This is a genomic window from Microcoleus sp. SVA1B4 (assembly GCF_036700545.1).
Taxonomy (GTDB): Bacteria; Cyanobacteriota; Cyanobacteriia; order Cyanobacteriales; family Microcoleaceae; genus Microcoleus.
In genome coordinates this window covers 65406-79307 of the sequence record NZ_JAUBPB010000002.1, presented here as the reverse complement: position 1 = coordinate 79307, position 13902 = coordinate 65406, and the positions used below count along the sequence as shown (strand labels likewise).

Here is a 13902-nt window from a genome sequence, read left to right as displayed (position 1 = left end):
CGAAACGCCACTTTTGTTGCGATTAACGAAGCATTAGAAGTGCATGGCCTAGCGCTGTTACCCCGTAGCTACTGACAACCAATCTCAAAACCCACGCCCTATTACCTCACCTATGGATACTACGCCTGATATCAGTGCTGCCGTGCGGCGGCTTTACGATACTTTCCCTTTCCCGCCCGATCCTTTGTCAGATGAACCGCCCCCAGGGTACAACTGGCGCTGGAGTTGGCCTGATGCTTACAATTTTTGCACCGGCCAAAAGCCGCCAAAACTAGATGTTCGGATTTTAGATGCTGGCTGCGGCACTGGTTCGAGCACGGATTATCTGATTCACCTCAATCCAGAAGCTTCGGTGACGGCGATCGACCTGAGTGAAGGTGCTTTGAAAGTAGCACAAGAACGCTGTCGGCGATCAGGAGCGCGCGAAGCTGATTTTCGCCACCTCAGCTTGTACGATGCCGCCGAGTTAGAGGGCGAGTTTGATTTGATTAACTGCGTGGGCGTGCTGCACCACTTACCCGATCCGATCCGGGGCATTCAAGCCCTGGCGGCGAAGTTGGCCCAGGGCGGTTTGATGCACATTTTTGTGTATGCTGAGCTCGGACGCTGGGAAATTCAATTGATGCAAAGGGCGATCGCGCTTCTCCAAGGCCCCCAAAAAGGTGACTATCCCGATGGTGTGAAAGTCGGTCGTCAAATCTTTGCTTCTTTACCAGAAAACAACCGTCTTGTCAAGTACGAAAAACAGCGTTGGGCAGGAGAAAATCAGCGAGACGAATGTTTTGCTGATATGTACGTTCACCCGCAGGAAATTGACTACAATATCGAGACTTTGTTCGAGTTAATTGATGCTTCGGGATTGGAATTTATCGGTTTCTCAAATCCGGGATATTGGCAGTTAGAAAGACTTTTGGGCAAAGCGCCGGAATTGATAGAAAGAGCTCAGGGTTTGACGGAACGGGAGCTTTATCGATTAATTGAATTGTTGGATACGGAAATCACTCATTACGAGTTTTTCTTGGGCAAAAAGCCTGTTAATAAAATTGATTGGTCGGACGATCGGGCACTTTTGGCGGCAATTCCAGAGTTGAGTGGTTGTATGCACGGTTGGCCTAGTCAACAAGTGTTTGATTGCAACTACCAATTGCTCAATTTGTCAAGTGCTGAATTTGAGTTTTTGCAAGGTTGTGTACCCCCCCCAGCCCCCCCTTGCCAAGGGGGGGAGAAAGAGGGAACCTCGCTTGGGCAAGGTAAAGGAGAGAAGACTGTTGGGGAGATTTTGGGGAATGTGGAGATGGGATTGGATGAAGTGCGATCGATCTTATCAAAACAGCTAATTTTGCTAACACCCGGTAAAATCTAAGGGCGGGCTCTCCGGCTTAACTTCTACTCCCCACAATCAAATTAGCTTTTTGTGGAACAGGCATCTTGCCTGTTCTTTGCTCGGAGTATAATTTCTGTTAAATTCCCAATTAATCAAGGTTTTACAGTTGGAGGATTAACAGCCGTAATTTGTGAATAACGAGCGAAATCAGCAATGTTAAAAGTTAGGATATGGGTTAAACCATGAACTAGCATAGCAGCAACTAGCCGCGCATCATGAACGTTAACACCTACAACCTTATTTGCGATCGCCAGTCGCTCCCATTCTTGATAAATTGCTTCGGTATCCAACAACAGAGGAAAAAGCTGTTTTAAGCGATTAATTTCTGCCTCTGCTTCTATTGCAGTACGCCCTAATCCATGTCTCTGAATCGGGCGCGTGCAAACGTTGCTTAACTCTCGGTTTGGACTAAGGAATGAGAATTAAATAACTTCCACAAGTTTGTGGAAGTTATTTCTCATTCCTCAGTTCCCAGGCTGGAGCCTGGGAACCAGTTAATCCTGGATGCACGTACTAGGATTTCCTGTCATTGCGAACGTAGTGAAGCAAGTCTGACTGGTGGTTGGATTTTTGCCCGTAGCAATCCCTAGTTTTTCTTGCAATTATTCAATGATTTTTTGCAGCCCCAGTACCATTTCTACAAGTTAAGCTTGGCTCAACTGCTATATTTCGGTTTTTTTCTGCTTTCTGGTTGCTGCGGGCTTTTTCATTGGTTTATTTTACCAACTTTTGTCACCGAAGTTTTTTTGACCTGAATCCTTACGAATTTTTTTATTCTGTTCTTTCAATGATGATGGTCATGTGAGCTACTAATGCACCTATCGCTCCTACTGCTGCAATGACTGGAAACAAGGCTGCACCGATGACTCCACCGACTACTCCCACCGTCAAAGGAACTTCTACTAATATCCGTCCCTCTTCATTTTTGATAATGATGCGGCGGATATTTCCTTCGTGAATCAATTCTTTAACTTTAGCAACCAAATCGTCGCCGTTAATTTTTACCTCCTCGACGCTAACTTTTTCCTGAGTATAAGCAGGGGTTTCTAGAGGAGTCGTTTCAAAATTAACCTCAGAAACTTTTTGGGCAGAAACTTTTTCAGATACAGGTATTGATTCGAGTTCTCTTGTCCCGACTGGTTCTTGTGCGCGATCTGTAGGTGTGTCCATTTTTTGTTCTCCTTTTAGGTAAAAGTATTTTTGTATAGAATGATATTGAAATATAACACGCAACTTTTTTTGAATCAATCATTCTTTTGGGTGATATTGCTGCTGCTGTCGTGATTTTATCAAGGTATGATGATGAAAATTCTCTGACTCTCTCGCTTCTGGGCTTATCCCATCTGTCCCTATCTCCTTGTGCCGTTTGGTTAACTGTCTGCTTCTGGCCCTCGCACCGCCTAATCCTTGAAAAGCGTCCAATCCAGACAACGAAAGGATGAGAGCGACTTCCACACTCTCAGAGACTCAGACTCAACAGGTGTACAGGTTGAAATACTGACATTGTACTGAAAGTACGATCGTCCCGCCGTGTATACAATTACCACCTCTCGTTCGGGAAACCGCACATGGAAACCGTCGCTTACTTTCCTCAAATGTTATTTCAATTTAGCTCAGTGCGATCGCCCAACCAAACCCCACCCCCGGATGTTCCTCAAATCAACATCTTAGAGTTTCTAATGAGAATTGCCTAAAATCAAGGGTGAGGAGAAGTAATAATCATCGAAATATTATAGCAACCAAACCAACTTCCTCAAATTGATGGTGAAGTTGGGAAAAAGTCGGGTAAAATAGAATTATTTGCTTCTGCTTCCTCTTGATTCTCCGTGTCGGATTTGCCAGCGACAGAGTTTGAATCTCAAGTTCGTGGCCCGACGGTACTTTTCTGGAAAATTTTAAGGCACATCAAGCGGATGTGTCGAATGTGAGTTTTAGCTGCGATCGCACAACTTTAGCATCTGCCGGGAAAAATTTCGTTGGTGAAGCTTTGGAGTCTCGATGCGGCTAAAGTATAAGCTGCCGAACTTGACAAATTGCTCGCCATCGGCTGTCCTTGGCTCTGAGACTACCTACAATACAATCTTCGGGTTGAGTGCGATCGGCATTGGTACAAAAAAACCGACAAGTGAGATTCATTGGCAATTGCCGGAAACCTGTTTTGCCTGAATTTTCAAATCGGGCGATCGGCTGCTGATTTGTCGCTATTCTTGTCTTATTGTAATATAATTTTACGCAAGGGGCAATACGAAATGTACTGCCACAGGTCGCAGATGTCTATCCATCTGAACCAATTTAATGTCATCAAACATTAAAAATAGTTATGACTGTTATATTCGGATTAGTAAAATCTTGGATATATAAAATTCAATACATAGTCAGGTTTCAAAGGGGTGTCTGCTGTTAAATCAATCTAACCTGCAATATCATTTCTGGTGACACCAGCACGATTTAAGGAAAAAAATCCTGCTGAATTAACTGGATTCGAGGGAGCAGAGGAAAGTTGATGACTAAGCTATAAAAAGAGTTGAAAAAGCCTTCTAAATAGTAGGCAATACTCCAGCAGCAAACCACAACTGCCAATTACCAAAGGAGGGAGCAGTGTATGAAACTGACGGGTTGAGTCCCCTAAAATCGTCGCTTGGTTTGCGATCGACTCTACAGGAATTAACCCTGTACGACTTTCTCCTAGAATCTGAGTGTCCGGGGGACGAAGTTGCTAAAATTTTTCAAGCAAACCCTTTAGTTCCCGGCATCATCATCACTCAGCAAGGAAAGTTTATAGGGATGATTTCGCGGCGGCGTTATTTTGAACACATGAGCCGCCCCTACAGCTTGGAGTTATTTTCTCAACAGCCTTTGTTCATACTCTACCGCTTTACTAAAACTGATATGTTGGTTCTCGATCGCGACACCTCAATTATGACAGCAGTGCGGCAGTCTTTGGAGCGATCGCCCGAACTAATCCACGAACCAATTGTAGTGCAAGTAGAACCGGAAACTTACAAACTTTTAGACGTACACCAACTGCTGCTTTCTCAGTTGCAAATTCACGAGTTATCAACCGTGGCGATGCGCGAGTCGCAAGCACAATTGAGACATCAAGCCCAACAGCTCGAACTTGCCCTGCTGGAACTTCAGCGCACTCAAACTCAACTAATTCAAACAGAAAAAATGTCTTCTTTGGGGCAGTTAGTAGCAGGAGTAGCTCACGAAATCAACAATCCCATCGGCTTTATTTATAGCAATTTGCACCATGCTAAAGAGTACACGCAATGTTTAATGCGGATGCTCGACATCTACCGACAGCACTGTCCCGAACCCATCGCAGCAATTGAAGCGGAAGCAGAAAAAATCGAACTCGATTATTTGCTAGAAGACTTGCCGAAAGTCTTAAATTCTATGCAGCAAGGTGCAGAAAGAGTGCGCGACATCGTTTTGTCGCTGCGGAATTTTTGCAGGTTAGACGAAGCTGAAATGAAGCAAGTCAACATTCACGACGGTATCAACAATACGATTATGCTTTTGCAAAGCCAGCTTAAAGGAAAACCGGGGCAGGAGGCGATAGAAATTCACAAAGAATACAGCGACTTGCCACTGGTGCAGTGCTATCCCGGACAACTCAATCAGGTATTTATGAATATTTTACTTAATGCAGTTTACGCTCTGGTTGAGTCTAATAAATACGAAAACGTCGATAAAAAAAACGCAGATAAGTCGCAATTAGGCGAAAAAGATCAGTCTAGTACAAAGACTCAATCATCAGTTTCTAAGTCTACCCGCCTGATTCCTACGATTCTGATTCGCACCGAGTTAATTGAGAAAAAAAAGGTAATAATTAAAATTTCTGACAACGGCCCGGGGATGACAGAAGATATTCGGAAGCGGTTGTTTGACCCTTTCTTTACTACTAAGCCAGTCGGCCAAGGAACGGGTTTGGGACTGTCGATTAGCTATGAAATTGTTGTCAACCAACACGGTGGCACATTGAAGTGCTTTTCGGAACCGGGAAAAGGAGCAGAATTTGCGATCGAAATTCCACTTCAACAGTCTTCCCTCGCACAGATTTTGCCTCGCTTTGCATGATATAGCAGAAGGAAGTTCGGCAACGAGCAATGTACGGGATTTAACGGATTTAAAATAATTAGCATCTACTCAAAGGTGGTCAGAAACCGGGTTTTTCACCCTCATATTTGCTTGCAGCGCGCAGATTCGGTAAAAAACCCGGTTTCTTAGGTTGGAGTGCGTCTAGGACTAAAGAATAAAGCCCGTCGGCTACCGCGAACCTTTGCAAACCCACTTCCACAAAGGATGACTCGGCCCCTGTTGGCGAATGCGGCGAACTTGTTGTTCCAAACCCTGTTTTTCCCGCAGGGGCAACCCTCGCACCATATTGCGACTTTGCCAAGTTAGCACTCCCAAAGTCATCCCCAAGCACAAACCTAAACCGAGAGTGGGCCAGCGATGAAAAGATAAACCATAGCGCACCGCCGCCCAAGTGAAGTGTTCTAACCACAAACCGATTTCGCGGCGCAAACCCCAAATGCTCAAAGAACCGACGCTAATCCACAGCAATATCACTGTTAACCAGCGGCCGTAAACTGTTAGTTTGTGAAGCCTTTGGACTTCAATTTCAAAAGTTTGGTCAGTAGTCATTTGTTATTTATTATTTGTTATATTATGTCCGGTCGATTACCCCTAATACGGTAGGGGCGGGTTCACGCAAAATATCAGCCAATAATTGACAATCTCCAAAACCCGCCCTTTTAATCGCTCGATTGGACATGATATTATTTGTCATTTGTCATTTTTCATTTGTCATTTGTCATTAGTTATTGGTTATTGATGATTTATTATTAGTCAGTCAACAGTTAACCGTTAACAGTTAACCGTTAACAGTCAATTAAACTTCCTCGGACTGGTTGATTCCTTCTGCGGGGACGGGGATGGAGTGGCCGGTGCGACTGCGCCACCAAGCTAGCAGCGTACTGGCAACGAAAATACTCGAATACGAACCAGCAATAAAACCGACAATCAAAGCTAAAGCAAAGTATTTGAGGGTTTCGCCGCCAAACAAAAAGATTGAAAACAATGTCAGCAGCGTGGTAAACGTTGTGTTAATTGACCTTCCCAGCGTCTGCATGACAGCATCATCGACAATTTGATCGATCGACTGTCCCGGATTTAGCTTGATTACTTCTCGCACGCGATCGTAAATTACCACAGTATCGTTAACAGAAAAACCGATAAGTGTCAAGAGCGCGACCACAAATAAACTATCAACTTCCAGTCCTTGAACTAAACCCAAAAACGAGAAAACACCAAGCGTGACCAACACGTCGTGAAGCACAGCCACAAAAGCAAAAAAGGCATAATCCAACTGAAATCGGAATGTCAGATAAGCAGTAATTCCAGCAAAAGAAACCAACAAAGCCAGCAAACCAGAAGTAAACAACTGTTTGCCGAGGGTAGGCCCAACCGTATCAATTTGAGTAGATTGAGGAGCAAAAGCGCCTATCTTTTCGCTCAAAGCTGTTTGCAAATTAGTCCGCTGTTCGACATCCAAAGTTTTTGTTCGCAGCGACAAACCCTGCTGTTCTTGGCCGATAACTTGAATGCTGCTGCCCGCTAAACCTTGGGTGTCCAGGACTTGGCGGACAGCAGCAAGATCGATGGGTTTACAATTTTCCGGTTTCGTGCAGTCGAGTTCAAATTGCAGCCGAGTGCCGCCGATAAAGTCCAAACTGGGGCGCAGTGGTGCGCGGATGTCGGGACGAGTCCAAGAAATCGCCATCGACACTATACCTGCAAGGATTATAGCGGCGGAAATACTCCACCAGAGCGATCGATATTTGATTACACTGAATTTCATAATTTGAAGGAAGAGGGAAGTTCGGCAACGGATTGTGTAAGCTGTTACGCATCTAAATTGTATTTTTGGGCGGGCGGGACGCCCACCCCACAAGAATTTGCTCGAATTTGATTGTCAAATGTAGATGCGCCTCAGCTTAACGAATGTAACGGATGTAAGAAGGAAGGAAGAAGTCAACAGTCAACAGTCAACAGTTAACTATTAGCAGTTTTCGACAAATCGGGACAGAACAACTGAGGTTTCCGCAGGGCTGGAAAGCTCAATACTACGAACAGCAGAGTGCGGCTGCACGTGAGCGCAGTAAACATACTCACTAATACGCCCAATCCCAGAGTTACAGCAAACCCTTTAACTAAACCTGCGCCCAAGGAGAACAAAGCAACACAAGCAATAACTGTTGTGACGTTACCGTCTAAAATGCTGGAAAAAGCGCGGTAAAAACCCGATTCGACCGATCGATAAAGCGATTTTCCCGCCCGCAACTCTTCGCGGGTGCGCTCAAAAATCAGCACGTTAGCATCCACAGCCATCCCGATGCTGAGCACAAAACCAGCAATTCCCGGCAGCGTTAATGTCACTCCCAAAAGCACGAAAGCTGCCCAAGTTAACAGAGCATAAATTAACAGAGAAATATTGGCAATTACGCCGGGGAGTCGATAGTAGGCAACCATGAAAATCAAGACTAAAATTAAGCCGCCTATACCTGCGTTAATACTGCTTTGAATGCTGTCTCTACCCAAGCTAGCGCCGACAGTGCGGTTTTCTACAATTTCGACCGGCACCGGCAAAGCACCGCCCCGCAATTGCACTGCCAAATCGTTGGCTTCTTGCGTTGTAAAGTTTCCTTGAATTACGGCACTTCCACCAGTAATTCCTGTTTGGGCAAATTCAACGCCGACGACTGGAGAACTGATCATTCTTTCGTCTAGGAAAATACCGATACTGCGTCCGGTGCCGGCTAAATTTTTAGTGAGTTGGGCAAATAGTTCGCCTCCTTGGGTATCGAAAACGAGAGCAACGTTCCAGTTGTTCCCAGAGGCCAAGGGTTGAGGTTGAGCGTCTTTGAGGTTTTCGCCACCGAGGCCGCTGCTTTTGAAGAGTTTGGCGATCGCCTCATTGCTTCTTGTCAAAGCAGCCTGATTTTCTTTAATAGCTGCCTCATTCGGGCTAATTTTCAGTTCTGCTTGTTTGACCAGCAATTCCTGCTGCAACTGCCTTTCAATGCCCAATTGTGCTTCTGTTCCGGGCAGTTGTTCCAGAAATTCTAGCTTGGCCGTACCGCCCAAAACTCGTTCTGCTTGCTGCGGGTCATTTACTCCGGGCAACTGCACGAGAATTTGGTCTTCTCCTACTGTTTGGACTAATGCTTCGGAAACACCCAAACCGTTAACGCGGTTTTCGACAATCCGCCGCACTGCTTCTAACATTCCCTGGTCAATTTTGGGAATTGTGGGGGTAGTTTTTACCTGAATTGTGAGTTGCGACCCTCCTTGCAAGTCTAATCCCAGCCGCGTCGGAATTGTTACTATTACAGTAATGGCGGCGATGATTAGAACAAAAATTAGGGCTAATAGGGAACGTTGTTTTTGCATATTTAATTATTAGTCATTAGTCATTGGTCATTGGTCATTAGTCAGTAGTTAGGTGCAAGAAATAATCAATCTGTGCATCCGTTTTTTAGCATCAATTTCCTGCTGGATATCGTTAGTTTTAGCGAACAACAAAAGAGTGATAACTAATGACTAATGGCTAATGACTGATGACTATTTATACTCGCAAAGCTACCATTTTTTGGACGGCTTCGACAATTTGATTGGGCTGGACAATTGTCAGTCTTTCCAAATTGCCGTTGTAAGGTGTGGGAATATCTTGTGAAGACAGGCGCAAAACCGGTGCGTCGAGTTCGTCAAAAAATCGATCGCTGATTGAGGCAATTAGTTCGGCACCGATGCCTCCTGTTTTCATGCACTCCTCTACAATAATTACTTTGTGAGTTTTGCGAATGGATGCGCCGATGGTCTCCATGTCCAGAGGTTTGAGAGAAATTAGGTCGATTACTTCTGGATCGTAACCTTCTTTTACCAGGGCGGGCACGGCTTGCATGACGTGGTGCCGCATCCTGGAATATGTCACGATTGTGACATCTTTGCCCGATCGCACAATTTCTGCTTTGTCCAGCGGCACTAAATATTCTGTTTCTGGCAAATTTTCTTTGAGGTTGTAAAGAAGAACGTGCTCGAAAAACAGAACGGGGTTATCGTCGCGGATGGCTGATTTTAACAGTCCTTTGGCGTTGTAGGGAGTCGAACAGGCGACTATTTTCAAACCCGGTACTGCTTGGAAATATGCTTCTAGGCGCTGGGAGTGTTCCGCGCCGAGTTGCCGGCCCACACCGCCGGGCCCACGAATTACCATTGGCATTTTGAAGTTGCCGCCGGATGTGTAGCGCAGCATTCCGGCGTTGTTGGAAATTTGGTTGAAGGCCAGCAGCAAAAAGCCCATGTTCATGCCTTCGATGACCGGCCGCAGTCCCGTCATTGCTGCGCCTACTGCCATGCCTGTAAAGCTATTTTCGGCGATCGGGGTGTCGAGCACTCTAAGTTCGCCGTATTTGTTGTAGAGGTCTTTGGTGACTTTATAGGAACCGCCGTATTGACCTACGTCTTCGCCGAGTACGAATACGGCGGAGTCGCGGGCCATTTCTTCGTCTAACGCCTCGCGGAGGGCGTTGAAAAGTAAGGTTTCTGCCATAGGAGGTTAAGCAATGATTGCAGGAGGGTCAGACTAGAATATTAACCTTTTGGGGGTGTGGATGAGGATGCGATCGCAAATTCGGCAGTTAAAACCTGAGATTTTGCCAATTTTTATCATAACATTTGTATTATGTCAATGAATATTTAAGTAATGCAACCTTAGCTTTAGGGTGTGTCGGGATCAACAATCCTCAATAAAAAGCGACAATCTAGTAGCGACGCACCTGTGCTTGCAAGACTCGTGGAAACAAACCTATATGTAAGGTGCGTCGCCACTCGAAAAGTCGATATAATTTAGAGATTAAAAATGGCGACGCACCCTACGAATACTAAGCTTTTGTCGCATTCTATGCCGTTTAACAGCAGAAAAACACCATGATCCAGACAAAAACTCAACTAACTCTAGAAGAGTTTTTCGCTCTTCCCGAAGGAGAAGGTGATATTACCTACGAACTTATTGACGAGCAAGCAGTGCCGAAGATGTCACCTAAAAAATTTCATTCTCGCCTCACCCGAAGCCTAATAAAAATCCTCGAACAGTGGGGTGAGGAACGGGGAGAAATTGGTGTAGAATGGGCGGTAAGATTAACCCGCAAGGGGCGAGACTGGGTGCCACTACCCGATCTTTTATATGTTTCTTATCAACGCTTATCTCCTGACTGGAATCAAGATGAAGCCTGTCCTGTAGTCCCCGAATTAGTCATAGAAATTATTTCACCAGAACCAACTTTCGGTCAGTTAGCTGCTAAAGCGAGAGATTATTTAGATGCTAAGGTATTGCGGGTTTGGGTAGTAGATAGCAAGGCGAGAAGCATTACAGTTTTTTACCCCGATGCAGCACCGCAGACTTATATGGGAGATACCCTATTAACAGATCCACTTTTTGATGGATTAGAATTTACGGCGGAACTGCTATTTCAAATGGCCAAAATACCATAAACTTTTTTGGGATGAGCGTGTGTTAGTTCACAAGCTATTCCATATTTAAATCAATCTTGTCAATGACGGGCATTCGATGTCGCAATTTCAACCCTAGCAAAATCCAGTCTTCCAAAGTTGAGCGCGACTCATTTTCACACTCTTTTAAAGTTGAACCAAAGGCGATGACTCCCTTGCAAACCGGAATTTTCCCAACAAAGCTATGATCTTCAAGTTTGTCATACATAGCCTCAGCCATTGCTTTGTCAACGTATTCGCTCAGGATGAATTTTACAGTCATTGAGTTTCCTTTTGCTTGTCGAATATTGGAATCTCCTTCACAGTTACATCCATTATATTTGTTTTTGTCAAGTTCCGGCATTTAGATTTCCGAAAAATGTTTTTGCAATAAATCGTGAATAAATCGATAACGCCGATCGCCCGTTTTTTGCAGCAACAAGCGATCGCCCGCAGCATCGAGAAAACGCTTGTAATCCCAAGGAATGTACCCGTTCGACCACAGCACCAGGCGCAATATAAACCTTTCAATCCCCGGAATTCCCGGTAAAAAAGCACTAATTACCGCAGCAACAGCACCCGCAATTATGCCCCAAATTGACCCGGAGACTAGGCTGGCAATTAATCCCAAAATCACCCAAATCAGCCCGCCAAGCAGCTTAACTCCAAGCTGATACTTGCGCCGTTCATCGGCTGTTTGCAGCCAGCTAGACGGTATGCGATCGAGGTAAAATTCTTGAATTCCTTCCTGTTCCATCCTTCTCGCCAACCATCCCAGCCAGTAGCGAATTTGTTCGGGCCGCAGTTCCTTACCTCTGGGATACTGCTTGACTTGCCCGGTGATTTGGTGGCGAATATAGGCAGTTAAGAGATATTTGCGCTGTTCTTCGGCCGAAGTTATGCGCTTCCAAGCTTCAATTAAAATATCGTCGTAAGCCAAAGCCATCATGCTCAAAAGCAACGGAACTTTTGCCAATTTTAACAACTCCGGCTCATGCTCAATGCTGTACCAAAGTTCGCGGCTTCTGGCTTCTAGCAGATAATTTTGGATTTTAGTTTCTGTTAAAGGTTTCAATAAAACCGCTGCTTGCAGGCGAAATCGACTTTCGCAGTTTTTGTAAGCATCAAAACTGCTGCAAGCTACTAAATGTTTGGGTTTAAATTCGCTTTCCACAAACTGATTGATTGCTTGAATGCAGCTATTTTGGCGGTAAGTTTCCACTTCGTCCAAGCCGTCGAGGAGAGGCAGCAATTGTTGTTCGGCGAGCCATTTTTTGCCCACTGCAGGAGAGATGCCGTATTTGAACTGAAGTTGAGCAATTAACCAATCGGCGATCGCCCCGGATTCTGCTTTCCACGATCCGAGTTCAAACAGCACTGGTACTGGAAAACTAGCATCTTTTTGGGCGCGGGAAATTAACACGCGAGCTAATTCTAGCAGCGTCGTAGTTTTGCCTGCACCCGTCGCTCCCAAAATTACCAATTTGCCACCGGTGCGATCGAACACTTTGGCAATGCTGGCTTTGGGAGGAAGCCGAAAACTCGGACGGTTCCCCGCTTTCACTTCCACATCCCAACAGCGGTTAACACCAACAGGCGACGAGTCTTGACTGAGGTTAGCCAGCACAGCAGCGTGCAAAGACTGCGCGAGGCCTGCTTGGACTTCCTGCTTCACCTCCTCCAATAATCGATCGCGAGGCGGTTGTAATCTCAGAGGAATCAATTTTGACATTTTATGTACCTCGCGCTGAACGCTTACTTTCGCAAATTTGCGCGCAAATAACCCAGAGCAAGATTACCATCAGTATAGGCGTCCAGTATATATTGACTCAAATTATTGCGACAATTATGGATCTGAAATTTTATCTAAAAATCCTGACCAAGAATTTCAAAGGTGGTACCCGCCACGTGATTTATCCGTGGAATCAATCCCAAATCGAAAATCTAAAATCCTCAAGCCCCCGAATTTATCTGGCGCAAGTCAATCCAAAATCCAAAATCTAAAATCTAAAATCGAATGACCCTGTGGCCCGCACTAGGTGTTTCCACTATAAATTAACTGGCGATCGCCTCAACTCCCAAACAAAAATTATTAGTATAGATACAGAGAGGGTTTTTTATGTCATTTACGAAGCGTCAAATCATCACAGTAAGCTTAGCAGGAGTGGCAACAGCGGTGGGAGTGGCTGTTGCAACTATACAGTCGGGTGCGATGAAACAATCCGATCTTCCCCTTGCAGAATCCCCGGCATCCACCAGAAACCAGATTGCAGCGCCGACGAACAATCCCAAATCTCTGCAACCAAAAACCCAAGCTGCGGAATCTCCGAAATCCCAAGCCCAACCTGCAAAAACCCCGGCTGTTCAATCCCCGCTAGTTGCAGGAGTCCCTCCACGAAAAGTTGAGCCAGTAGTTGTCACACCCCCAGATTCGGGTTGCAAAATCAGTATGGCTGTAGTCAGCGATCCGAATCCACCGCTAAATGTGCGATCGATCCCGCAAGTAAGGGGCAGCCAAATAGTAGGAAAACTTAAAAATAATACCTTTGTTTCAGTTGCCGAAGAACAAAACGGTTGGCTGCGAATTACCGATCCGCCCGGTTGGATTGCCAAAAACCGCACCGAAAGCAGTTGTTCTAACGTCAACCAGCAGATTAATTTTCGGCCGGGAGGAGATGAGGCAATTGTTAAAGGTCGAATTATCGGCGGCGGCAGCCACTCTTACCGGATTCGCGCCCGAAAAGGTCAAACAATGACTGTTAGGAATCGGAAAGATGTTTTTCCGCAAATTATAACTCCTCGTGGCCAACTATTAGCAGGAGAGCCTTATCAAGGCAATGAAACAGAGTGGACTGGAAAAGTGCCAGTAACAGGCAATTACACATTACAATTAGACTCGAATTTCCGGGGATACGAATACGAATTTTCGGTACAAGTGCGATAATTTCCCTGATATCTGT

General features: G+C 45.3%; 13 protein-coding genes. 5 read left to right on the top strand and 8 right to left on the bottom strand.

Features of this window, described 5'->3' with window-relative positions; translation table 11 throughout:
* The first annotated feature begins 112 nt into the window (after positions 1 to 112).
* Positions 113 to 1363, top strand: coding sequence for a class I SAM-dependent methyltransferase (locus QT987_RS01445; protein ID WP_333236653.1), 1251 nt, complete (start codon positions 113 to 115; stop codon positions 1361 to 1363).
* A gap of 113 nt (positions 1364 to 1476) precedes the next feature.
* Here the strand turns inward: QT987_RS01445 and QT987_RS01440 are convergent, their stop codons facing one another.
* Together QT987_RS01440 and QT987_RS01435 are read right to left on the bottom strand one after the other, a co-directional pair.
* Positions 1477 to 1677, bottom strand: coding sequence for a hypothetical protein (locus tag QT987_RS01440; protein ID WP_333236651.1), 201 nt, complete (start codon positions 1675 to 1677; stop codon positions 1477 to 1479).
* Positions 1678 to 2155: 478 nt separating this feature from the next.
* Positions 2156 to 2554: a DUF4342 domain-containing protein gene (locus tag QT987_RS01435; protein WP_333054502.1), complete on the bottom strand. Its 399-nt coding sequence runs from the start codon at positions 2552 to 2554 to the stop codon at positions 2156 to 2158.
* A gap of 398 nt (positions 2555 to 2952) precedes the next feature.
* On the opposite strand from QT987_RS01435, the gene QT987_RS01430 reads away from it, so the two are divergent.
* Positions 2953 to 3078 carry a hypothetical protein gene (locus tag QT987_RS01430; protein ID WP_333236649.1) on the top strand — a complete coding sequence of 42 codons (126 nt, stop codon included), beginning with the start codon at positions 2953 to 2955 and terminating at the stop codon, positions 3076 to 3078.
* Positions 3079 to 3982: 904 nt separating this feature from the next.
* On the top strand, positions 3983 to 5467 hold the full coding sequence (locus QT987_RS01425) for an ATP-binding protein (protein ID WP_333236647.1): 1485 nt from the start codon (positions 3983 to 3985) through the stop codon (positions 5465 to 5467).
* Positions 5468 to 5656: 189 nt separating this feature from the next.
* On the opposite strand, the gene QT987_RS01420 is transcribed toward QT987_RS01425, so the two are convergent.
* From QT987_RS01420 to QT987_RS01405, 4 genes are all read right to left on the bottom strand, one after another.
* Positions 5657 to 6037, bottom strand: a complete 381-nt coding sequence (locus QT987_RS01420) for a hypothetical protein (RefSeq protein WP_333054499.1) — start codon at positions 6035 to 6037, stop codon at positions 5657 to 5659.
* A 247-nt stretch (positions 6038 to 6284) separates the two neighbouring features.
* Entirely contained in the window at positions 6285 to 7253 is a 969-nt protein-coding gene (secF, locus tag QT987_RS01415) for a protein translocase subunit SecF (protein WP_333236645.1), read from the bottom strand.
* 194 nt (positions 7254 to 7447) lie between these two features.
* Positions 7448 to 8845 carry a protein translocase subunit SecD gene (gene secD / locus QT987_RS01410; RefSeq protein WP_333236643.1) on the bottom strand — a complete coding sequence of 466 codons (1398 nt, stop codon included), beginning with the start codon at positions 8843 to 8845 and terminating at the stop codon, positions 7448 to 7450.
* Positions 8846 to 9020: 175 nt separating this feature from the next.
* Positions 9021 to 10004, bottom strand: a complete 984-nt coding sequence (locus QT987_RS01405) for an alpha-ketoacid dehydrogenase subunit beta (RefSeq protein WP_333109434.1) — start codon at positions 10002 to 10004, stop codon at positions 9021 to 9023.
* Positions 10005 to 10381: 377 nt separating this feature from the next.
* Here QT987_RS01405 and QT987_RS01400 point away from each other — a divergent pair, with 377 nt between their 5' ends.
* The gene (locus QT987_RS01400; protein ID WP_333236641.1) at positions 10382 to 10945 is read left to right on the top strand and encodes a Uma2 family endonuclease; all 564 of its coding nucleotides are present in this window, start codon (positions 10382 to 10384) and stop codon (positions 10943 to 10945) included.
* A gap of 34 nt (positions 10946 to 10979) precedes the next feature.
* Here the strand turns inward: QT987_RS01400 and QT987_RS01395 are convergent, their stop codons facing one another.
* Positions 10980 to 11306, bottom strand: a complete 327-nt coding sequence (locus QT987_RS01395; RefSeq protein ID WP_333236639.1) for a hypothetical protein — start codon at positions 11304 to 11306, stop codon at positions 10980 to 10982.
* Positions 11307 to 12674, bottom strand: a complete 1368-nt coding sequence (locus QT987_RS01390) for an NACHT domain-containing protein (RefSeq protein WP_333236637.1) — start codon at positions 12672 to 12674, stop codon at positions 11307 to 11309.
* A gap of 387 nt (positions 12675 to 13061) precedes the next feature.
* On the opposite strand from QT987_RS01390, the gene QT987_RS01385 reads away from it, so the two are divergent.
* A complete protein-coding gene (locus QT987_RS01385; protein ID WP_333236634.1) occupies positions 13062 to 13886 on the top strand; it encodes an SH3 domain-containing protein in 825 nt (274 codons plus the stop codon).
* Positions 13887 to 13902: the final 16 nt, after the last annotated feature.

Excerpts from the sequence above, each read along its gene's own strand:
- QT987_RS01445 (WP_333236653.1), top strand. The coding sequence starts at position 113 with ATGGATACTACGCCTGATATCAGTGCTGCCGTGCGGCGGCTTTACGAT.
- QT987_RS01435 (WP_333054502.1), bottom strand. The coding sequence starts at position 2,554 with ATGGACACACCTACAGATCGCGCACAAGAACCAGTCGGGACAAGAGAA.
- QT987_RS01430 (WP_333236649.1), top strand. The coding sequence starts at position 2,953 with ATGGAAACCGTCGCTTACTTTCCTCAAATGTTATTTCAATTTAGCTCA.
- QT987_RS01420 (WP_333054499.1), bottom strand. The coding sequence starts at position 6,037 with ATGACTACTGACCAAACTTTTGAAATTGAAGTCCAAAGGCTTCACAAA.
- secF (WP_333236645.1), bottom strand. The coding sequence starts at position 7,253 with ATGAAATTCAGTGTAATCAAATATCGATCGCTCTGGTGGAGTATTTCC.
- secD (WP_333236643.1), bottom strand. The coding sequence starts at position 8,845 with ATGCAAAAACAACGTTCCCTATTAGCCCTAATTTTTGTTCTAATCATC.
- QT987_RS01405 (WP_333109434.1), bottom strand. The coding sequence starts at position 10,004 with ATGGCAGAAACCTTACTTTTCAACGCCCTCCGCGAGGCGTTAGACGAA.
- QT987_RS01400 (WP_333236641.1), top strand. The coding sequence starts at position 10,382 with ATGATCCAGACAAAAACTCAACTAACTCTAGAAGAGTTTTTCGCTCTT.
- QT987_RS01395 (WP_333236639.1), bottom strand. The coding sequence starts at position 11,306 with ATGCCGGAACTTGACAAAAACAAATATAATGGATGTAACTGTGAAGGA.
- QT987_RS01390 (WP_333236637.1), bottom strand. The coding sequence starts at position 12,674 with ATGTCAAAATTGATTCCTCTGAGATTACAACCGCCTCGCGATCGATTA.
- QT987_RS01385 (WP_333236634.1), top strand. The coding sequence starts at position 13,062 with ATGTCATTTACGAAGCGTCAAATCATCACAGTAAGCTTAGCAGGAGTG.